The 20,656-nt window shown below is 66.6% G+C and carries 17 protein-coding genes; 1 reads left to right on the plus strand and 16 read right to left on the minus strand.

Annotated elements, in window-relative coordinates; all coding sequences use genetic code 11:
* Nucleotides 1-2 precede the first annotated feature (2 nt).
* Entirely contained in the window at nt 3-2,678 is a 2,676-nt protein-coding gene (locus ACFWV8_RS10110; RefSeq protein WP_384199435.1) for a KGGVGR-motif variant AAA ATPase, read from the plus strand.
* A gap of 167 nt (nt 2,679-2,845) precedes the next feature.
* Here ACFWV8_RS10110 and ACFWV8_RS10115 read toward each other — a convergent pair whose 3' ends face one another.
* The 16 genes from ACFWV8_RS10115 to ACFWV8_RS10190 all read right to left on the minus strand — a co-directional run bounded on the left by ACFWV8_RS10115 (nt 2,846) and on the right by ACFWV8_RS10190 (nt 20,558).
* Complete coding sequence (locus ACFWV8_RS10115) at nt 2,846-3,064, minus strand: hypothetical protein (protein WP_384199437.1); 219 nt, start codon at nt 3,062-3,064, stop codon at nt 2,846-2,848.
* A 53-nt stretch (nt 3,065-3,117) separates the two neighbouring features.
* Nucleotides 3,118-4,743, minus strand: coding sequence for a pentapeptide repeat-containing protein (locus ACFWV8_RS10120; RefSeq protein ID WP_384199439.1), 1,626 nt, complete (start codon nt 4,741-4,743; stop codon nt 3,118-3,120).
* 319 nt (nt 4,744-5,062) lie between these two features.
* Complete coding sequence (locus ACFWV8_RS10125) at nt 5,063-7,705, minus strand: TniQ family protein (RefSeq protein WP_384199441.1); 2,643 nt, start codon at nt 7,703-7,705, stop codon at nt 5,063-5,065.
* Nucleotides 7,702-8,781 (minus strand): ATP-binding protein, encoded by a 1,080-nt coding sequence (locus tag ACFWV8_RS10130; protein WP_384199443.1) that lies wholly within the window; start codon nt 8,779-8,781, stop codon nt 7,702-7,704. Before ACFWV8_RS10130 ends, ACFWV8_RS10125 begins: the two co-directional genes overlap by 4 nt.
* A gap of 32 nt (nt 8,782-8,813) precedes the next feature.
* Complete coding sequence (locus ACFWV8_RS10135) at nt 8,814-10,949, minus strand: Mu transposase C-terminal domain-containing protein (protein ID WP_384199445.1); 2,136 nt, start codon at nt 10,947-10,949, stop codon at nt 8,814-8,816.
* Nucleotides 10,946-11,614 (minus strand): TnsA-like heteromeric transposase endonuclease subunit, encoded by a 669-nt coding sequence (locus ACFWV8_RS10140; RefSeq protein ID WP_384199627.1) that lies wholly within the window; start codon nt 11,612-11,614, stop codon nt 10,946-10,948. The genes ACFWV8_RS10135 and ACFWV8_RS10140 overlap by 4 nt, the downstream gene beginning before the upstream one ends.
* Before the next feature lie 254 nt (nt 11,615-11,868).
* Nucleotides 11,869-12,537 carry an OmpA family protein gene (locus tag ACFWV8_RS10145; RefSeq protein WP_384199447.1) on the minus strand — a complete coding sequence of 223 codons (669 nt, stop codon included), beginning with the start codon at nt 12,535-12,537 and terminating at the stop codon, nt 11,869-11,871.
* Complete coding sequence (locus ACFWV8_RS10150; RefSeq protein WP_384199449.1) at nt 12,537-13,124, minus strand: hypothetical protein; 588 nt, start codon at nt 13,122-13,124, stop codon at nt 12,537-12,539. Before ACFWV8_RS10150 ends, ACFWV8_RS10145 begins: the two co-directional genes overlap by 1 nt.
* 30 nt (nt 13,125-13,154) lie before the next feature.
* A complete protein-coding gene (locus ACFWV8_RS10155; protein WP_384199451.1) occupies nt 13,155-13,877 on the minus strand; it encodes a pilus assembly protein TadG-related protein in 723 nt (240 codons plus the stop codon).
* Entirely contained in the window at nt 13,870-14,976 is a 1,107-nt protein-coding gene (locus ACFWV8_RS10160; protein ID WP_384199453.1) for a response regulator, read from the minus strand. The genes ACFWV8_RS10155 and ACFWV8_RS10160 overlap by 8 nt, the downstream gene beginning before the upstream one ends.
* A gap of 66 nt (nt 14,977-15,042) precedes the next feature.
* Complete coding sequence (locus ACFWV8_RS10165; RefSeq protein WP_384199455.1) at nt 15,043-16,374, minus strand: sensor histidine kinase; 1,332 nt, start codon at nt 16,372-16,374, stop codon at nt 15,043-15,045.
* A gap of 58 nt (nt 16,375-16,432) precedes the next feature.
* On the minus strand, nt 16,433-17,323 hold the full coding sequence (locus tag ACFWV8_RS10170; protein ID WP_329382349.1) for a DUF5936 domain-containing protein: 891 nt from the start codon (nt 17,321-17,323) through the stop codon (nt 16,433-16,435).
* A 20-nt stretch (nt 17,324-17,343) separates the two neighbouring features.
* A complete protein-coding gene (locus ACFWV8_RS10175) occupies nt 17,344-18,285 on the minus strand; it encodes a type II secretion system F family protein (protein ID WP_384199457.1) in 942 nt (313 codons plus the stop codon).
* Between the two features lie 69 nt (nt 18,286-18,354).
* Nucleotides 18,355-19,695 (minus strand): CpaF family protein, encoded by a 1,341-nt coding sequence (locus ACFWV8_RS10180; protein WP_384199459.1) that lies wholly within the window; start codon nt 19,693-19,695, stop codon nt 18,355-18,357.
* A 64-nt stretch (nt 19,696-19,759) separates the two neighbouring features.
* Nucleotides 19,760-20,140 (minus strand): TadE family protein, encoded by a 381-nt coding sequence (locus tag ACFWV8_RS10185; RefSeq protein WP_384199461.1) that lies wholly within the window; start codon nt 20,138-20,140, stop codon nt 19,760-19,762.
* Nucleotide 20,141: 1 nt separating this feature from the next.
* Nucleotides 20,142-20,558, minus strand: a complete 417-nt coding sequence (locus ACFWV8_RS10190; protein WP_384199463.1) for a TadE/TadG family type IV pilus assembly protein — start codon at nt 20,556-20,558, stop codon at nt 20,142-20,144.
* Between the last annotated feature and the right edge of the window lie 98 nt (nt 20,559-20,656).

Raw genomic sequence — 20,656 nt, forward strand, 5'->3', positions numbered from 1 at the left:
TTATGGCCGGCAAGCTCTTCACCTGGGTGGACATCGATTCTCAACTGGCGCATGCAGCCACCGAGGGCCAGTGGCCGCAGTGGCTGCTGGAGGTCGACGCCTGGTGGGACACACTGGAGCTGACAGTTCGTCCGGGTACTGAGAGCACGGCCGTCCGCGACTGGCTAGACAGTCAGTTCGGCCTTGGATCAGCCGCCGAACATGATGCGGGCCTGGAACTCACCCTGGATCGCCCCACAGCTCACGCCCCCCAGTCGCTACCTGTGCGCCTGATCGAAGCGACCGATTCCGGAGCGGCCCCACGCCGTCCGAAGCTCAGTGAGCGTCGTGTCACCTCTGCGCTGGGGGACGCACTGCCGCGTCCGGAGGCCGCTCAGTTTGCCGGCGACAAGCAACTCATCGCATTCCACTCATTCAAGGGTGGTGTGGGGCGCACGTTGCACGCCGTGGCGCTGGCTGACCTCCTGGCCTCCCAAGGCCAGCATGTTCTCCTCGTGGACGCAGACCTGGAGGCCCCCGGCATCACCTGGATGTACCAAGCACAGGGGGGGCGCTGTGATGTCGCGTACGAGGATGTCCTCGCCCTCCTGCACTCTTCCAAGCTGGGTGACCCCACACAGGCGGTGGAAATTGCTGCCGCGTATCTTCCCAACCAGCGAGTCTCACGCTATCCGGGGCTAGGCCGCGTGACCGTGCTTCCCGTCAGCCGACGTAGTCGACTCGGTCCGCCCCGAATCGGCCCCACCGACCTTTTGACCGAGGATCGCTCACCGTACTTCCTCAGCGAATCCCTTGCGGCCCTCGCCGTCGCGGCCGAGGTCGACACCGTCGTATTGGACTTGCGGGCCGGAGCCTCTGAGCTGGCAGCGCCCATCTTGTTGGACCCCCGCGTGACGCGGATCTTCGTTACCACAGTCAGTAGCCAGTCCCTTCAGGGAACCGAGACCATGATCCGGCAGTTGGGGGCCCAGTCTCCGGCGGTAGCACGAACGGATCCGACTCCCGGCGCGATCGTGACGCAGTACCGGCTGGACGTCCATGACCTTCATGCCGAGGAGGCACGAAGGGGGCTGTCCGCAGCGCTGTCGTCCACCATTGCCATTGCGGCCACTGATGAGTACACCTCAGATGATCTCGCAGTGGACGAACAAGTCCTGACCGAGCCGCTGCTGAGTCCGTTCCGCGAAGAGCTGCTCGCGCTTCCGCAGAGCTGGGACGCAGTTGTGGAAGTCATCCGACGCTGCGGTCTGCCCAGCTTGCTCAGCGAGTTCGCACCAAGCGCTACACAAGCGGTACCCACGTCTGCGGACGAGCCGTCAACCCTGGACGAGCGTCGACGTGCACTGGAAAGCACAGCAGGTCGTCTCGTCTTCGCTGAGCGACGGGGTATGGACTCCAGCCTCGGCTTCCTCACGACCGAGCCGGTACGTCGCCTGATCGCAGATCACAGCACTGACCTTCCAGTAGCGGTGGTCGTCGGTGCGAAGGGCGCGGGCAAGACATTCACGTTCGCCAGGATGTGCACGGCTGGGACATGGGACGCATTCGCGCGCGAGAACGGTCAGAGCGTCGAGCGGACAGCAATGGTCATTCCTGTCCTGGACCCGGCCAATATCGCGGAGCCGCAAACCGGCGTGCTTTCACCGCAAGTACTCAGAGACCGCGCGGCAGGTGGGCCAGGCGTCACCGCTGATGAACTCCGCAGCCATCTGAACGCCGGCCTCACGGACACACAGGCCCATGACGCAGAGTTCTGGAAGCGGCGCTGGCTGGAATGCCTGGCGTGGTCAGCCGGTGCCGCACATGACGAACCAGCTGAGGAATTCCTCATCCAGCGGACCCTGGACACGTCCGGAGCCTGTGTCTTCGTGATTGACGGCTTGGAGGACTGGCTCGAGTCCCTCGAGGCGGAACCTCGGCGCATCGCCCTCCGAACACTGCTGGTTGAGGTTCCGGCCTGGCTCCGTCGCCTGCGCAATCGCACGCTCGGCCTCGTGGTATTCGTGCGTCAGGACCTGGTCCGCGCGGCCATCAAGCAGAACCTCGGACAGTTCCTCGACCGCTACGCCCCCTACGAGCTCCGCTGGGACACCGAAGACGCGCTCAGGCTCTCGCTGTGGATTGCGTCAAGTGCCAACGCCGTAACGACGCCAGAGCCTCCGATCGCGGACATGACCTTCGAAGAAATCGCCCAAGCGCTCCTTCCCCTCTGGGGCGCGAAGCTCGGTACCGAGAATTCACGTGAAGCATGGACAGAGCGGTGGGTTCCTGCTGCTCTCGCGGACTTCAAAGAACAGATTCAAGCCCGCGATGTCGTCCGCTTCCTGCGCGAGGCGGCTACCGCTTCGACTGGCGATGAGCGCTGGCCGGACCGAGTGTTGATCCCAGCGGCCATGCGCCGCGCTTTGGGTGCGTGCAGCCGTGCGAAAGTCGAGGAGATCAACCAGGAAAATCCTCGGCTCGGGAAACTCTTGCGGCACATGGCAACCTTCTCGGAGTCCGTCAAGATGCCCTTTGACGCGGCTGACCTGAACCTGGCTCCTGATGATGTCGAGGCCCTGGAGCAGTGGGGCGCAATGGCCAGGGACGCTGACGGACGCTACCGAATGCCGGAAATCTACCGTCACGCCCTAGGCTTCCGCACGCAAGGCAGGGCACGCGTGGTTCGGGGTGTGTGAAACCCGGAAGAGTCTCACGGCGATTATGCAGCGAGTTTTGAGACCCTACATCGCTGTTGTAGCGATCTCGCGCTCCGTGTCATAGCGCGTCGCGCTGACCAGCACCTTCTCGGGCTGTCTCAGTCCTTGTTGTCCACGAGTTCGCATCTCAGATTCGTGGCATTTCTTCAGAACTGGCTTCCGCAGGCATCTACTCCGCCCCACTCACGCTGGGCCGATACTCGTTCCATGCGACCGGCGATGTCCGCCTTGGACACCGCGTCCAAGGTCTCCGGAAGCGTGTCGAAGGTGGCGGGGAGCACGTCGAGCAGACTCAGGAACTGTTCGCCGCTCGATGCGGTCAACAGCAGTTCACATCTCCAATGCGGCGACACGATAAGAATCACTTGGCAATCGGTCAAGATCGAGGCCAGCCGGAATACGTCAGGTCTGCGCCTGGTCAGCGCTTAACGCGGCCACGAACAGCGAGGGCCCCGAGGCCGAGTAGGACGGGTGCGACGACACGGAAGCTCATATCGATATACGTGCCACTGGTGGTGAGTTCCTGGCGAGGGACACGGAAGACCACCGCGCTGGTGACGATGCCCAGTGCCTTCTCGAACCGCTCAGCGGAAATACGTTCGAGGAACTTTCCGTCAGGATCGGTCGGGCCAGGGGTGTCGGTAGTCAGGGTGATTTCCCGGCCGGTGAGCTTCCCCGTCGTCTCCTGCTGTGGGACGTCCTGCGGTACTCCCCACAGCATCATCAGCGCCACAGTCAGGACTACGGCCAACAGCAGCCAGCCCAGCGCACGGGAGACGCGCAGTCCGTATCCGGAGACCGCCCAATACCCAGTGAGCAGGACCCGCTCACCCTTGGGCCGGCCGGTGTCCTTGCGCCGCATCTCCATCTCGCCGTAATAGAAGTCCGCAGCGTCCGGTTCGTTCTTGCCGTCCTCGAACGACTTGCGCAGCTGCCGGTACAGCGCTGCCGTTTCCGGCGGGTGGATCACCTGCACGTCGTCGGAAGCCTGTACCCACTCACCGGCTGTGTGTTGCGAACGCCGCCAGTGGTGTTCCTCCGCAAGGGTGTGCCGACGTGTCCAGCGTACGGGCAGACCGCGGCGCCATGAGATGCCGGACGGGGCCGGGGCCATCGGGCACCGACCTTCCATGCGTAGCTGGTCGAGGTGGATCGTGCCGGAGAACACGCACTTTGTCAGGTCGATGTTGGTCAGGGTCAGGTGTGCGGCATCCACGCCACGAAGAGATGTCACCTGTACGGCGCGGTCATGGCCATGCAGAGGATCTTCAGGGAGGTCATCGCCGGGAGTGGGAAGGTCCACTGCGGCCGCCCGCAAGTCGAGGTTTAGGCGTCCACCCTGGTGAGTGATGGAGAAAGGCTCGGAGTGGAAGGTGATGGTTATCGGGTACTCGAAGCGGGCATTGCTCAGATCCACCGTCGCATAGCGCAGCCGCAGCGCTGCCGTGGAATCCCACTGGGTGTGTCGGAGCTCAAGGTGATCCGCCGCTGCCTCGATTGTTGCAGACTCTCTGAACACTGAATGCGTCAGGTCAACACCTCTCACGCACACTAGCGGCCCCATGTGTGTTCTGCTCTTGAACTCCACCTTCGTGAAATGCGCGCCGTAGGCAAACGTCACATTGGGGAACAGCTCTTTGGTAGAGCCGAAGTCAGCCGAGTCGAAAAAGGCACCTCCGCCAAAGCGGGCCCCGCCGAAAGAGACAGAGGTGAAGGACACTCCTCCATCAAACTGAACGTCCGAGCCGAATACCGCACCTTCGAAGTGAGCTGAACCGAACGTCGCTCCGGTGAAGCGGGCTCCCTCAGGGAACTCAGCTGCTGTGAAGTCGGCTACGCCGGTGAACGTGACCCCGCTGAAATCGGCATAATCGGTGAACACCGCCTTGGTGAAGCTAGCACGCGTGATCTCCCGGGGCCCGGAACCAGTGACGGAAGCCAGCAGTTCCTCCAGTAGTTCTGGGGTGAATGTCGTCCCCCGGTAGTCGAGACTGCTGCCTGGGCCCAAGCTGTCCAGATGCTCAGCACGCTGAGCATCGGACATATGCGCCAGGCAGACATCATGCGCGATGGTGCGGCCCTTGCAGCACACCGAGCCGCCGACGGTCTCATTCGCGCCGTGCGCACAGTACGTCCACGGCGGCCCGCTAATCGAATGAAGGGTAATCACATACAAGCAAGACGCAGACACGCCGCAAGTAGTTGCAGGGCGGTACCACATCTCCCCAAGACACGATCAGAGTCAGAGCCTGAGTGTCGGCATGGTGATCTCCGTCAGCAGGGAGTCAAGCCCGACCGCGCCCGGGTCGCGCTTGAGCGAGGCCAGCATCTGGCATCAGCGACGCCGTTCTTGTTGAGAGGCGTCAGCGCCTCAGCTCTGAGAGCCAGTCCATTGCGGCTTTCACAACTCGCTTGCCGAGTGGCGTGAGCTTCATGGGGCGGCCCCGTTCAGCCCGTTCGTAGAGTGGACCGCCCAACTCTCGGGCGAGTCGGTTGATTTGCATGACGAGTCTTGGGCCGTTGAGGTCCATGTCGCGGGCAGCCGCGCCGAGGGTTGGGTAGGTGGAGGCTTTCACGAATCGCCGGAGCCGTTCCTCGGCGCCAAGGCCGTTGAGGGCGGGACGCAGAAGGCGCGGTGCCTGTTTGGCGGTGTCCCGGATGCGGAGACTTTCGTCATGGCTTGCGCCACCGCGCGGGCGCAAGGGAATCTTGTGCTTCTTGGCCCAGTTGGCGATGTTCGAACTCGTCATGCCGACTTCCTCGGCGATGTCAGTGAGCGAACGGTGGCAGGTGATGTACTGCTCGTGGAGCCATTCGCGGGTGATCTCCTGTCCGCGCCGGTACTCCTTCGGGGTGCGGATCGGGATGCCGTATTCGTTGGCGATACCTCTGACTACGTCGGCGGAGACACCGTATATCTCGCCGATCGAACCCAAGGACATCCGCTGCTCGAGATAGAGCTTGGTGAAGGTGTCCCGGTCCAGATAGGGGCGGATGGTGTCAGCGACGGGGGTTCGACGCGGCTGGCGGATGGTCAGGTCTGGGGCCGGGGCCCGGTCGAGGAGGCATCGCACCATGTCGAGTGTCGTACCGAGATGTTCTGCGGCCTGGGTGGCTGTCATTCCGGAGTCGCGGATCAGCCGGTGCAGGGCCTTGGTGTCGATTTCGGCCGGGTCGGGGCCGGGCAGGGTGAGGCCGTTGATGAGGCTGGCCGGAGGGTGCCAGGTCACGGGTTCGTCGGTGATCCCTTTGCTGCGGAGGAACATCAGGCCGGTTTGGTCGAGGCGCGCGGAAAGTCCCGGGGTCAGCCTCCGGTAGATCATGCCTTGCTGTGTGCGGAAGGATGCGTTTGTGGGGGTGCAGGTGGGCGGGGCCAGGTGTGACGGCAGGCCGCTCAGGCGCTTGAAGAGATGGCCTCGGAAGAGTCTTGCCTGAACGCCGCTGCCGCGGGGGATTTCGAGGTGCCGGGCGATGTCGGCCCACTCGTCGTCGGTCAGTAGGTGGGTGTAGTCGATACGCCGTCGTCGCTGGTAGTCGATCGGGGCGGGCTGTGCGTCGAGGTAGTCCGCGATGTTGGTGAGCGCGGTCTGGATGTCCGGCCAGTGGCGGTGGTCCCGGAGCTGGTTGAGCATGCGGGAGGCCATGAAGCCGGTGGTGGCCTTGCCCAGGTGCCGGGCAACGGCATCGGTGGACTGACGGATTCCGACGAGTCCGACCAGGCAGGCCAGGGCTGGTCTCATGATCCGGTAGTGGTGGTGGTCGGGCGGCGCGATCGGCAGTGCGAGCTCCGGCCAGAGCATGGCGGGGATGGAACGGACGCGTTGGTGAGCCCGGTTGCGTGGGTGGGCGAGGGCGCCCGGGCGGGCTGTGAGGACGCGGTAGCGGATCTGGTCGATGGCTCTGAGCTGAGGTCCGACGGCGGCAAGCTGTACCGACCGGAAGAGTACGGTGGTGCCCCGTCCCCAAGGAGCCGAGATCTTCACACTCTTCGCAGGCCGCCGCAGGGAATGTGGAGTGGTGATCCATCGCATGGCGGCGCCGGCCAGCTGAATGTCCTGCCGGGTCAGGACGTTCATGGCGATGGTGACGCCGACAGCCGTGATCGCGGCGCTCTTCGGCGCGAGTATCCCTCGGCGGGCCAATGAGTCAGGGTCCTCCGGCGAGAACAGGGTGTTCGTCTCGTCACGGGTGAGAGCAAGACCCTCCGGGAGATGTTCAGCCAGCGCTTCTCTGGCGGTGTGGGCGAGGACGCGTCCGGCGAAGGCTCGCAGGTCGGCCAGCGCGCTGGTTGCGGGTTGCGGATCGTCGGCATAGAGGCCGAAGTCGGCGATACCGGACTCGGCCAACACGTCCAGGAGCCGTTGCGCGGCCATCGCAGGATGGCCTCGGTCGAGCAGAGGGGTGATGGTCTGGGTCAGATCGGCATCACAGCGCCGCTTCCGGCGATCGGGGCCGTCCTCGTGAGGGGTATTCGAGCAGTGCCCCGGGGACGGGATGTCACTCGTGGCGGGCGATCGGCGCCGTTGGACACTTCCGCACTGCTGGCAGAGATCAGCCAGCAGCCGACTGTGCTCAACGCAGGCGAAAACCCAGCCCAGTCGCCAGGTCAGGAGCCACCGCCCACCGGAGTCGGCCAGACAGTCCGGGCAGAACCGGGAGCCGGTGCTCCTCCCCCAGAGTGACGCCTTGCTGACCAGTCCGGAAGCATGGTCGAGGGTCAGAACTCGCTGGTCGTAGTGGGCCAGAGTCATCGCGTGGAGGATGTCGGGCGCAGTGCCGGTGACCCGCGAGATGACCGTCGCGGCGCCAGAGGGAAGGAGCCTGGTCAGAGTCCGCGTCGAGTCGCTGTATGGCCCGTCCTGGTCTTGTGAGTGCAGTCCCAGGGCCAGAAGGACGTCGCCGAGGGGGGTGTGCATGCGGTGTGCGAGGGCCTCGAGCCAGGAATCGAGCGCCTCACCCGGTAGTGGCTTCAGCCTGATGGGGAACGTCCCCAGGGTGTTCCTCATGCGGACAGACGCGATCGGGGGCGGCTGGTCAGTCGGCGGTTTTCCAAGGCGGCTTCGAGTTCGCGGCGGGCGTTCTCGGACGCCTCGTCGTTCTTCACGCGGTCGAGCAGATCACGGTCGAGGCACTCGCTCCCGCTGCGGACGGCCCGTTGGCAGCCGCGGTTGATCAGTGTCATGAGTGAGCCGATGTGGCCGGTGCTGCGGGCGAAGAGGTAGTCGGACAGGTCGTTCGCGAGCATTCCAGGATGCTTGTCCACGAGGACGATGCGCTGTTCGAGCGCCAGGAGCATCTGCCTCCATTCCCGGCGCCCGCTCTCGCTGTCGATCGTGAATGGGCGGATACTCAGCCGGGTGGTGCGGCGGCCGGTCTGGGCCAGTGCCGCGTCCCCCGTCGCCTCGCCTTCGCTGAACAAGCCCTTGTCGACGAGTCCGACTCCAATCATCAGCAGGGTCACGGGGAACTCGTTGGCGATCCACTTGAGGTGATTGCTCACCTCAATGCCGCTGGTCTTCCGCCACTTCAAGAAGTGCAGATCGTCCAGAGCGAGCACGCGGACCTCGCAGGACAATATGCAGTCCAGGGCCCGCCGGCCGAACTGGACGGTGGTGCCGCGGACGCGTCCGGGGTGTTCGAAGAACTCCAGCATGGCCCGGTTCAGGTCCTTCATTCCGGTGTTGCCGGTCAGTCCGACCCGGCAGACCGGCCAGCGCTCGTGCCCCTCGGCGGTGAACTCACCGTTCTCCGCGATCTCCCTGCGGTGGAACTCGCGCAGAAAGGCCAGCGCCGAAGTCGTCTTGCCCAGGCCGGGAAAGGCGTCGACGGCCACGGCACCCTTGGCCTTGTCGCCGTCCTGCAAGTTACTGTCGGTGATGTCCCACAGGTCCTCGTGCAGTTCGATCAGCTGCGGAGTCTTGATCGGCCCGAGGTTGGCATGCCAGATCCGCCGCAACCGGTCGTACTCCGCCCTCGCCTGCGGGCTCAACGCTTTGAGCCGGGCCCGTGTCAACAACTCGGGCTGGCTTCGTCGGGGGGCGTCAGCGAACGCCTTGAAGTCCTCCTTCTTCGACAGAGCCAAATTGCCAGGATTCGGCAGTCCGGCATCAAGGCTCACGCATCCTCCAGGGCGTCCGCGTAGAAGTCGTCCTCGTCGGTGAGGTCTTCCAGATCGACGTCGTCGTCATCACCCGTCTCGGCGACGACCGGCTCCGCATCCGCCGTCTCGGACCGCCCCGCTTCCTGTCCCAGGGCCTTGCGTACGGACGGCAGGGAGATGACCGGCTCCGCCTCGATCTCCGGCAGCTCGATGCCTGCCTGCTCCCGCGACAGTCGCAGGGCCATGCGCCGCTCGGCGATCGAGGTGCCAAGACCGAGGTTCCAGCGCTCCAGCAGATCGGCGACGGCCAGCCGGTCATCGGGGTAGCGGTACTTCGCCGCCGCCAGCTTCCGGGCGAACGCCAGCGCGTCCTCACTCAACGGCATATCCGCCGACGGCGCGTGCTCCCAGACCAGCGGATGCCAGCGGCGATCGGCAGGATCACGGAGGTAGATCCGGGTAATGTCGTCGGGGTCCACCTGGAACGGCCAACTGTCCCTGGCCGGGCCCTGGTAGGGGCTCTTGGTGTTGCGGTACGGGTTGAGTGCGGGCCCGTTGTAGCGGCGGCGGCCGATCTCGACACCGTAGTGCTGGATCGTGCGCCACTCGGTCTTCAGGAACTCAAAGGCCAGATCCGGATCCCTGGGTACCTCGATATAGCCGGCCCTGGCCATGCCGTGCTCGAACATCTTGGCGGGCGACAGCCGCAGCCCCGGCAACCCCGGGTCGACCAGACCCGCATGGGGCCGACCGTGATACACCGTCGCGGTCCACTCCCGGATGAGCGCCTCCAACTCGTCGAGGAAGAAGAACGCATCGTCCTCGGGGCTCTCGCCCCGTGAGTGGATATCCGGTCCCTTGTAGCCCGGAAGGGCTTGCAGCAGCCCCTCGCGGAGGGTGCGGAAATAGCGTTCAACGGGTCCCTTATCACGGCCCGTTCGCAGCCTCGCCGGTTGAATCGAGATGCCCATCCGGCGGCAGACGCTGGTCAGATGCTCCGAGACGTAGACCTTGCCGTGATCGACCACCAGCGTCTCCGGCACCAGCGGCGGCGAGGCCATCCCCGGCCCCTCGACCGCATCGACGTCAACCAGCACCGTCCTGGGGATGCCGTGCTCGGGCCAGACTGCGTGCCGTGGCCAGTTATGCCCCGCCGGGCGGGGACGGAACGACTGGTAGAGAACCGCGCTGATATCCACTGCCTTCGTCGACACCGGCGTGATCCGAATCCCGGTGATGCAGCGCGTGTACCAGTCCATACCGACTGAAAGCTCAGCCTGCAGCCACTGAAGCGTGAGGGGATCGAACGCGAACACATCCAGCCGCGTGGAGTCCATCACCAGGTACTCACCCGGCCGCGTCGGCCGCAGCTTCCCATAGACCCCGTCCGGGCGATCGGCGATGTCCCGGTTCCGCTTCGTGCTAAGCCGGAACAGCGGATGCCGACGCTCCAAATCTTCCAGCAGCCGAAACGCCGTCGCCCGGCTCGGCAGCTTCACCACATCCGCCCCGTACCGCGCGATCACACGGGCCCGAGTCCTCTCGATCACCATCGTCCGCGACGGCTTCGACTCCCCGGTGTGCTCGACCATCACCTCCAACGCGGTCTCCACCCACCGCTCGTCCGCCTTCGCCTGCGGTCTGTGGTCCAGTCCCTTCTTCCGGGCCAGGCCCGCCTCTCCATGCTCGCGGAACTCGGCGACCCAACGCCGGACAGAGCGCTTGCCGACCCCGAGCTCCTCAGCCTTCGCCTCGTATCGGGCCTCCAAGGGCGCCTCAGGCGAGTACTCGGGCCGGGGCTCGCCCTCGCGCGCGAGTTCCGGGCTGCCAGACCGATAGCCCGTGAGTACTTCACGGGCGTGCTCAGCCCGCTCGAGGACCTTCCGCTTCTCGTCCATGTCAAGCTGCCCCAGTACGACAGAGGCGATCTCGTCGGCATCGTCTGCCGACGGTCCGTCGGCCTCGGGGACGATGGCGGCCCGTTCGGCGAACAACAACTCCCGGAGGGACAGGCGAAGAAGACGGCACTGGCCATCCTTCAGAACCACTTCGTTGCCGGCCGTGGTAGCAGCCATCTCCACCACCTCGACAGTCTCGCCGTCATAGCGGAACCGTGTGCCGACACCGACCCTGGCTCCCGCCCTGCTCATGCCGCCCTCCTGAGCACATGCGAGGGCGTAATGGGCATGCCGAGATCGACGGTGAAGTCCTGCTTCCAGAGCAGATGCAGTACGGCGGCTCGAACTTGAGGCTCCGAATGACTCGGCAGTAAGCCCGCGGCCTGCCCCAGAGAGACTCCGTCAAGCTCCACCCCGGCCAACTCATCCATGATCGCCGGGCCGAACAGCCAGCTCCTGCGGTAACCGGCCAGGAATCGGATGTTCTCCAGCTCCACCGGGGGCGGCTCGCTCCAGACCTCGTACCGCCATCCCCGCGACTCCACCAACTGACGGGTCCAGTCGAAGGTAAAGGCCACCTCGGGCTTCGACACCCGGCGCAGCGGCTTGACGTCCACCACCACAGGGCCCTGTTCGGCGAGCAGCAGATAGTCCGGGATGTGCTTGCGCACCTTCCCCCCAAGCACGACCTTCAGCAGGAAGGGTTGCGCCACGATGTGACGGACGCCGGGATCAAAGTCAGCGAAGAGGAGACGTCCAAGCTCCAGACGCGACTCGTAGATCACGTGGCCGTCTACCGTCGCAGACCAATAGGTCCCCGAGTAGTGGCGCTGCCCCTTGTGCCAGCGGAACGTCCTCCACGGAACTGCCGCCCCGAGAAGCTCAACGGGCGTGGTCTCCCACGCCCGATCTTCCACAGCCGTGCCGTCTTGACGGCGAACACTCACGGTCGCAGCAGCGATTCCCATTCCGCACCCCCAGTTCACAGGCGTTCGCCTGTGAGACCACGGTGCCAACGATCATTGCTTGGGTGGCCCGAACCGGAGTCCGGGCCACCCAAACGAGTGAACCGCCTGAACAGGCAGTCTCAGAACTACGGCATATCTGCCACCGCTTGGCCATCTCCTCTGAGATTCGGCCAAGAAATCTGAGACCCCACAAAACCGGCGGATCAGTTCTGGGAGCTGTCCGCGTCGCCGCGTGGGAAGGAGATCTCCACGCGGCGGTTCTTCTTGCGTCCTTCTTCGCTGCCGTTGTCCGCGATCGGGTACTGCTCGCCGTAGCCCCGGATCTCGTACGTGATGCCGGCGGCGGACAGTTCCTTCTCCAGGACTCCGTGCACCGCCTGTGCGCGCTCCTTGGAGAGGACGTCGCCGTGCGCCGACGAGCCCAGGTTGTCCGTGAAGCCGAAGACGCGGACCTTCTGGGCGCCCTGCTTCTCGATCTCCGCCGCCACGGCGGCGATACGGTCGTTGGCGGCGCTGGAGAGCTTCGCGCTGTCCTTGCCGAAGAGCACCTCGGACTGGAGCGCGAACTTCACCGTCTCGCTGGTGTCCTCGCGGCGCTCCTCACCGCCCTCGGACTCGACCACGGAGATGATCGGCAGCACCCGCGCCGGGGCGAGAGTGGCACCGTCCCTGAGCTTCAGCCCCGGGTTGTCGCCGTCGACCTCGGGCGGCGGCAGCGTCGACTCCGTGCCGGGCGGGGTGCTCGGCGACTCGTCGGCCGACGCGCTCGCCGCCATCGTGAACTGAACACTGGTGAAGAGGACCGCGGCGGCGATGGCCGTCGCCGCCGGCCGCACACAGGCCCGGCGCGTGCGCGCCGTGGTGGCACGCATCAGGAGATCTCAATCGTCGCGTTGGGCATCAGCGGAACCTGGATGTCGACCTCTGACGTGCCGTCGGGCGGCGCCGGGAACTGGGCGAAGAAGTTCTCGGTGGCGTTGCCGTCCAGACGGGTGATGCCCGTCGTGGTCAGCGGGTAGCCGTCGGTGTCCCGCAGGACGTAGTAGCGCTTCTTCTCCGTCTTGTCGACCAGCGTGATCCCGGCGAGGGACCGGCCGGTGCGCTTGACCTGGTTCTCCTGGCCGTTCCACTGGAGCGGCACCTGGGTGCTGTCGCCGTTGGTGTTCTTGATGGTCCCCGAGACCGTCAGGAATCCGCCGTCGTCGCGGGCGGCCGTGTTGATCACCACCTGGAATCCGTTGGACCCGTTGATGGTCGCAAGGGTCTGGCTGGTGTCCGGCACCGTGTTGCCGCCGTCGTCGTCCTTCGACTTGTCCCCGCTCGGGGCCGACGACGAGGCGCCGTCGTCCTTCGAGCCGTCGTCGCCACTGCCGCACGCCGTCAGAGACACGGTCAGCGCCACGGCCGCGAGGGCGCAGCCCGCCACCCTACGGGCCTTCATTCCATGCCGGATATTCATCAGTAAATGATCCTTTGCGTTCACTCGCGGTCAGTCCTCGGCCAGTCGGACGGAGAACAGGACAGACATGTCAGGCAGCACGGGGTTCTTCGGGTCGATGGTCACAAGACCCTTACCATCACAGTCGAGTTCACCCGGGGAGACAGGCTCTTCCTCACCCTCATCTCCCTCGTCTCCCTCATCGGGCTCCTCGGATCCCTCGTCGGAGCCCTCGTCTTCTTCCGCCGGCTTGAAGCTGCACCGGGGTTCGACGACCGCCGTGGCGTGGGCCCTGGCCTTCTCGTCGGCCTCGTCCCCCAGCACGCTGTCGCCCATCGTCTCCTTGGTGACGACATGGACCGTGAAGCCCCACCTGCCGTCACCCGTCCAGCCGCAGCCGCCCTCGGGCACGTCGACGTCCGCGTCGTTCTCCTCGGCGAAGCGACCGGCGGCGACGCAGCCGTTGTAGGTGCCCAGGGGGTTGCCGTTGAAGATGTCGTCCAGATAGCCGGGCTGAAGAAGATTCGCCAGGAGGTCGAGCCGGAACTGGTCCCGTGATTCCTGGGCCGCCGCGAGTGCCGCCGCGTCCGCCGCGGACTGGGCGCCGTTACGGGTGGCGCCCGCCTGGCCGACCGCGAAGAACGCGAGCGCGAGGAAGAGCAGCGCCGCCACCATCGTGATGTATATGGGAGCGGCCTGCCCCGCCTCGCGGGAGTCGCGCCCGCCCGAATTCTCGATTTCCCGGCCCTCAAGGCCCTCAGCACGCTCAGCCACGACCGGCCGACCCCCCTCGTGCTCCGTGCCAGAACGCGATGGCCTCGCCCCGGCTGCCGGCGTTCAGTTTGGCGAAGATGCGGTTGATGTGGTTCTTGACGGTCTTCTGGCTGATGAAGCAGGCGGAGGCGATCTGCTGGTTGGTCATTCCCGACGCGATCAGGTCCATGATCTCCACCTCCCGCTGGCTCAGCTCCGAGTAGAGGCTGTCCGGCGAACCGGCGGCCCCAGCCGTGCCCGGCATCCCCGGCATCGCCTGCCCCTGAGAAGAATGTGCCACATTCGCTTGCGAAAGCGAAGACCCAGGAGCAAATTGTTGCGGGTTCAACTCCCGATCACCGGGTGTTACTTGGTGATTTGGGGGAGAAACATACGGCGGATGGCCCTGGCCCGCGTGTGCGTTCGCAGATGAATGGCCCGGCTGCGCGGGCTGGTAGCCGGGTCCGGTGAACGCCGTACCGAGCCCCTCGGGAAGCGCGCCCGCGCCCGGGTCCGCGCCGCCCGCACCCCGCACACTCGCCAGCAGCGCGCTGGACGCGGAGTGCGTGAAGTGGGCCCGGCCCTGCTTGATGTCCCGTACGGCCGCGACCAGTTGGTCGGCGGTGAACTCACCGTGGACGAGATAGCCGCCCGCGCCCAGCCGCAGCGCCTCATGGACGATCTCGCTCTCGCGGCTGTACGTCATCATCAGCACCGGCGCGAGCCGCACCAGATGCGGCAGGGCGGAGATCCCGTCGACACCCGGCATACGGACGTCCAACAGGACGACGTCCGGGTGGTGTTGGACCGTCTGTTCGTACGCCTGGCGGCCGTCGGCGGCCTCCGCCGCGACCTCGATGTCGTCACGGCCCGACAGCAGGACGGTCAGCCCCGCGCGTACGACCGGGTTGTCGTCCGCGACCACGACACGCAGTGGGGGCGCTGTGGGCATCGGACCTGGCAGGGCGGGGAATCCTTCGGATGCCGCCGGCGGTGCTGACGTGGGGACTCCAGCGGTGTGCTCCGAGCTGAGCGGGGTGGCGTGCGAGGACGAGTGCTGCGATACGTGCGACTGCTGCGTCCAGTGCTGCCCGGAACTCCGTGAGAAATCGTCCGGCATGGCTGCGGCCTCCTCTCCATGGGTGGGAACGGTGGTTGGTTGACGGTGCGGTCGGGTGCTCCTGGATCAGTTGAGCAGTGGTGCGGGTTGCTGCGGAGTCACGTTCTGGGACAGGCCCAGAGCGTCGAGCGAGAGTTCCAGTCGTACTTCCGTGCCCTTCGCCGCCCGGCCTCTGCCGATCCGGATCCGGGCCCCGATCGACGCCGCGCGTTCCACCATGCCGACGAGGCCGAAGTGGCCGGCGCGTCTGAGGTCTTCGAGCGAGGTGCCCTCGGGCAGGCCCTTGCCGTCGTCGTACACGCTGATCCGCAGCACGTCGCGCACCACCCCCGCCGATACGTCGACGTACGTGGGGTGCGCGTGCCGCTGCGCGTTCTCCATCGCCTCCGTGGCGATGGTCAGCGCGTGCCGGGCCACGGCCTGCGGAATGGGCGGCATACCGCTCTCGCCGAGCTCGCGGAAGGACGCCTGGAGGCCATGACGCCGGCCGAAGTCCTCGGTGCGTGAACGGAGTTCGGCGGCGACGTCGACCCCGCCGTCCAGACCGGACTCCCGGCGCAGGTCGGAGAGGAGTTCGCGGGACTCGGCGGCGGCGCGGCGGGCCGAGCGCGCGACGAGTTCCGCCTGGTGCTTGACCGTGAGCGGGTCCATCCGGTCGGCCGTGCTGGCGAGACCGTCGGCGGCCATGGCGAGACCGTGCAGGGTCTTGGCCACCGAGTCGTGCATCTCCCGGGCGAGCCTGGCCCGTTCCTCCTCGACCGCGCCGGTGACGGCGAGCCGGGCGCGGGCCTCGGTGAGCGCCTGGCTGGCGGTGCCGAAGCCGAGCATCAGATTGCGCAGCGTGCTGCCGATCGCACCGGCGACGATGCAGAGACCGGGCAGCAGAAGAGCGTTGAAGGCCACCTCCACCTCGGTGTTGACGGCGTAGGCACCTCCCACGATCAGGGACTGGAGCACCGCGAAGAGCGCGGCGCCGCGCCAGCCGTAGACCAGCCCGGCCAGCAGCGGCGTACAGATGGTGACGTACGCGAGGGTCGAGTCCGGGGACGCGGTGGCCAGCAGCAGCGCGCCGAACAGGGTGTCGACCGCGAGCAGCGACGGGTGCCGCAGCAGGATCGGCCCGAAGCGTTCCCAGTCCCGGAGCAGGATGTACGACACCATGAAGGTGACGAGCACCGAGGAGCCCACGAGCCAGGTGGCGAATCCCGGCGCCGTGCGTTCGAGGGCGAACGGGGCGGCCAGGACGATCATCGCCATCCGGAAGCCGAACGTCTGACGGCACAGCGCCTGAAGGGCGTTGACCTGGATCGGCAGCGAGGGAATGTGGTTCGGCGTGGTCGCCGTACCCGGGATCTCGCTGTGGATTCCGCCGGTCAGAGTCGTGGTCCGTGGGGCCATCGGGGGTCACCTCCCGCTCGGGTGCCTGGGTTTCGGGTGGACGCGTTCAACTGGTGCCTCAGCCTCCGGAGAGAATCTCGCCGAAGTCCACGCCGGAACCGTAGTAGAAGCTGAGCACGATAAGAATCATGGTCGCCGGAAGCATCACCATGGTGACGACGAGGGTGGTCTTCGGCACCGCTTGCGCGGCGCTGCGCCGGGCGTTCTGCGCGTCGGTGCGGCGCATGTCGTTGGCGATCTGGATCAGGGTGTCGACGATCGGGGCGCCGAGCTCCTCGCCCTGCTGGAGCGCGGTGACGAACATCGACACCTGCTCGGACGCGTTGCGCTTGCGGAGCTGGTCGAACGCCTCGCGGCGGCTGACACCCATGTCCATCTGGCGCAGGGTGATGCGCAGTTCGTCCGACCACGGCCCCTTGTACTTCTCCGCGACCCGCTCCAGGGCCTGCCGGAAGCCGAGGCCCGCCGAGACCACGACCGCGAGGACGTCGAGGAAGTCCGGCAGTGTGCGCTCGATGTCCGAGCGGCGCCTGCGGATGGCGCTGCGGATGATGACGTCGGTCCAGAGCATGCCGTACGCGAAGGCGACGACCGCGATGACCGTCTGGCCGCGCACGATCAGCGACAGCGCGGCCATCGCGCCGAGGGCGCCGTAGACGGCCCGGCGGGCGGCGTACCGGTCGACGGTCATACCGCCGGGGTTGCCCGCCATGTCGAGGCGGCGGCGCAGGGCGTCGACCCGCTTGGGGCCCATCATCCGCAGTACGGACGGGGCGTAGCGCATGCCCATCCGGTCGATGCCGGAGCCGACGGCGGTGGTGCGGGTGGCGCCGACCTCCAGCGCGATCGCCAGGTCGCTGGGGAGTTTGGCGTCGGCGCGGTAGAGCCGTACGCCGTGGAAGACGCCGTAGACGGCGAGCCCCATGAGGGCCGAAAGCAGAAGTTCCATGGTGTGCGTGCCCTCCTTTCTCAGACCTGGATGCGGGACATGCGGCGGATGAAGAAGAAGCCGACGCCGTAGAGACCGAACGCGACAACGGTGCCGATCTGTCCGAGCGCCGAGCCGGTCATCTTGTCCAGCGCGCCGGGGGTGGTGGCGTTGATCATCAGCAGGAAGCCGAGACCGAGCATCGGGACGGCGAGCGCGGTGACCTGGATCTGGGAGAGCATCGTCTTGACCTCTCGCCGGGTCTCCTTGCGCTCCTCCAGCGTCTCGGTGAGGTTGCGCAGCGAGCTGACGACCTGGCCACCGGCGCGGCTGGAGAGGATCAGCGTGGTGACGAGCACGACGAGTTCACGCGAGGGCAGCCGTTCCGCCAGCTCGCCGAGCGCGTCGTCCAGGGAGTGTCCGACGGCCAGTTGGTCGGCGACCTTGCGCAGTTCCTCGCCGGCCGGGTTGTCCAGCTCCTCGGCGGCCATGACCAGGGCCGTACGCATCGCGAGGCCGGCCTGGGTGGCGTTGGCCAGTACGCGGGTCAGCTCGGGCAGCTGGTTGATGAAGGCCTCGGTCCGCTTGACCCGCTGCCAGTTGAGGAACGCGTTGCCGCCCCAGACGCCGACGAGCGCGGCCAGCACACCGAAGAACGGCGCGAAGATGGCGCCGATGATGAAGTAGAGACCGAGCAGCCCGGCGAGCACATAGATGAAGTACTCACCCGGTGTCAGATCGAGGCCGGTCACGGCGAGTTTGCGCTCGATGCGCCTGCCGATGCCGGTGTCGCGCAGCTTTCGGTCGAGCCCGGTGAACCGCCGTCGCCGGCCGCCGACCGCCGTCATCTGGCCCGTCTGGGACATCCGGTCGACGAGCACCTGTCGCTGGGCCTTGCCCGCCGAGTAGACGTGCACGCCGATGACGCCGAGCACACACGTCAGCAGCGTGATGCCTATCGTCAGGAGCGGGAGATTATCCATGTCGTGCGGGGACCTTCTGGGTGAGCGGCGGGCAGGGACGGTTGTGGGGGCGGGTGGGCGGGCCCGCGGTCAGGCGGCCGACTTCCGGAGCGCGAGCTGCTCCTCGGACTCGGCGACGCCGAAGGCGGGGGGAAGCGGTTCGCTGCGCATGTAGAGGCGTTCCGCGATCCGCCGGGGCAGGGGGTAGTACTCGAAGTGGCCGTGGATGCGTCCGTCGGCCGCCATGGGCTGCGCGAGGTAGCGGCAGACCGAGACGATCCGGTACTCCTCACGGCCGTGGGAGTCGACGATGGCGATCTCGGTGATCCGGCGGGAGCCGTCGGCGTGCCTGGTCAGCTGGACGATCACATCGACGGCGCTGTTGATCTGGTCCTTGATCGCCACGAAGGGGATCTCGACCTCCGACATGGACGCCAGGGTCTGGAGTCGCATCAGCGCGTCCTCGGCGCTGTTGGCGTGGACGGTGGCGAGCGAGCCGTCGTGACCGGTGGACATCGCCTGGAGCATGTCGAGCGTCTCACCGCCACGGACCTCACCGACGATGATGCGGTCGGGGCGCATACGCAGGGAGTTGCGTACGAGGTCGCGAATGGTGACCTGGCCCTTGCCCTCCACGTTGGCGGGCCTGGTCTCCAGCGTGATCACGTGCTGCTGCTGGAGCTGGAGTTCGGCGGAGTCCTCGATGGTGACGATGCGTTCGCCGTCCGGGATGAGCCCGGACAGGGCGTTGAGGAGCGTGGTCTTGCCGGTGCCGGTGGCGCCGGAGACGATCACGTTGAACTTCGCGCGGACCAGCCCGGACAGCAGGATCATCATCTGCTCGTCGAGCGAGCCGAGGCTGATCATCTCCTGGAGGGTGAAGGCCCGGGGGAAGCGCCGGATCGTGAGAATGGGCCCGCTCAGCGACAGCGGGGGGATGATGACGTTGACACGCTCGCCGGACGGCAGTCGCGCGTCGACCATCGGATTCGCCTCGTCCACACGGCGGTTGACGGTGGAGACGATGCGCTCGATGGTCTGCATCAGCTGTTCGTTGGAGGTGAACCGCATCGGCAGCATTTCCAGCCGGCCGCTGCGCTCCACGAAGACCTGCTCATGGCCGTTGACCATGATCTCGCTGATGGAGGCGTCTTCGAGCAGGGGTTCCAGGATGCCGAGGCCGAGGGCTTCGTCGACGACGCGGCGGATGAGCTGGGAGCGCTCGCCGGAGGAGAGGACGGGGCCCTCGCGGCTGATGATGTGGCCGAGGACGCGTTCGAGCCTGGCGCGGCGTTCGGCCGCGGCCAGCGAGGACATCTCCGCGAGGTCGATCTCTTCGAGGAGCTTGCCCCGGTACACGCCGACGAGCAGGCTCTCCTCGCTGAGCCCGTTCGAAGGCTCAGGGCTGTTGATGCGTGCCCTCAGGCTCATGTCCTCAACTCCCAGATGCTGCTGGTGTGATGCTCGGGTGGTGCGTGGGTGCTGCCGCCGCGGGTCAGTCGAGTGGCATGGTGGCGGACCTCTCCGCGTCCCCGAAGTCGAAGACCGGCAGTATCGCCGGGACGGGGACACGGGCGGTGATCTTGACCTCGTCGCCGAAGGCCGGCTTCCGCTCGAAGGTGGCGCCGTCGGCCAGCCAGTCGCTCATGGAGTCCCGGCCGACCTGGGCGTAGTCGACATCCAGCGTGGAGGCGGCGCGGGCCGAGGCGCGTGATGCCGTGCCCGCCTGCTGTACGGCGTAGGCGACGAGGCCGAGTTGGACGGCTGCGAGGCCGACGAAGATCATGAGGGTGACGAGGCCGGCGAACTCGATCGCGGCCTGGCCCTTCTCGCCGGTCTCGGCGCCGGTCCTCCGGAGGAGGAATCGCTTCGGCATGTCAGCTCTCCTTCACGGCGGCGGAGCGGCCCGGAATGGTGATCGGGAGACTGACCGAGCCGGGGAAGAGCAGGGGCACGTCGAGATCGACCCGCGCCTTGTAGAGCTCCCCGTCCGTGTTGCAGTCGATCTCGGAGTTCCAGGCGTCCGGCAGATGCTTCTCGCCGGCTTCCTGGCAGGCCTGCTGGCCCGTGCCGGGGTACGCCGCGGTCCCGGCGCGCACCGCCTCGTCCGCCGCGTTGCCCGCGAGCGAGAAGGTGTAGCCCACCAGCGCGGCCTGCCAGAGCAGGACGGCGGTGATCAGGATGATCGGCATCATGCCGGTGAACTCGACCGCGGCCTGGCCGCTGTCGCCGCGCAGGCGTGCCGTCACCGCCGCTCTGCCGCGCTCAGGTGTCCGTATCTGTGGATTGCTCATGGCTCAACGTGCCCCCTCGGCCTGTTCGTCCCTCTGGTCATCCGCGTCGCCCCCGTTGTCCCCGTGGGCCCCGTCCCCGTCCCCGTCCCCGTCACCCC

This window comes from Streptomyces sp. NPDC058665 (assembly GCF_042714995.1).
In the GTDB taxonomy this organism is placed as follows: Bacteria; Actinomycetota; Actinomycetes; order Streptomycetales; family Streptomycetaceae; genus Streptomyces.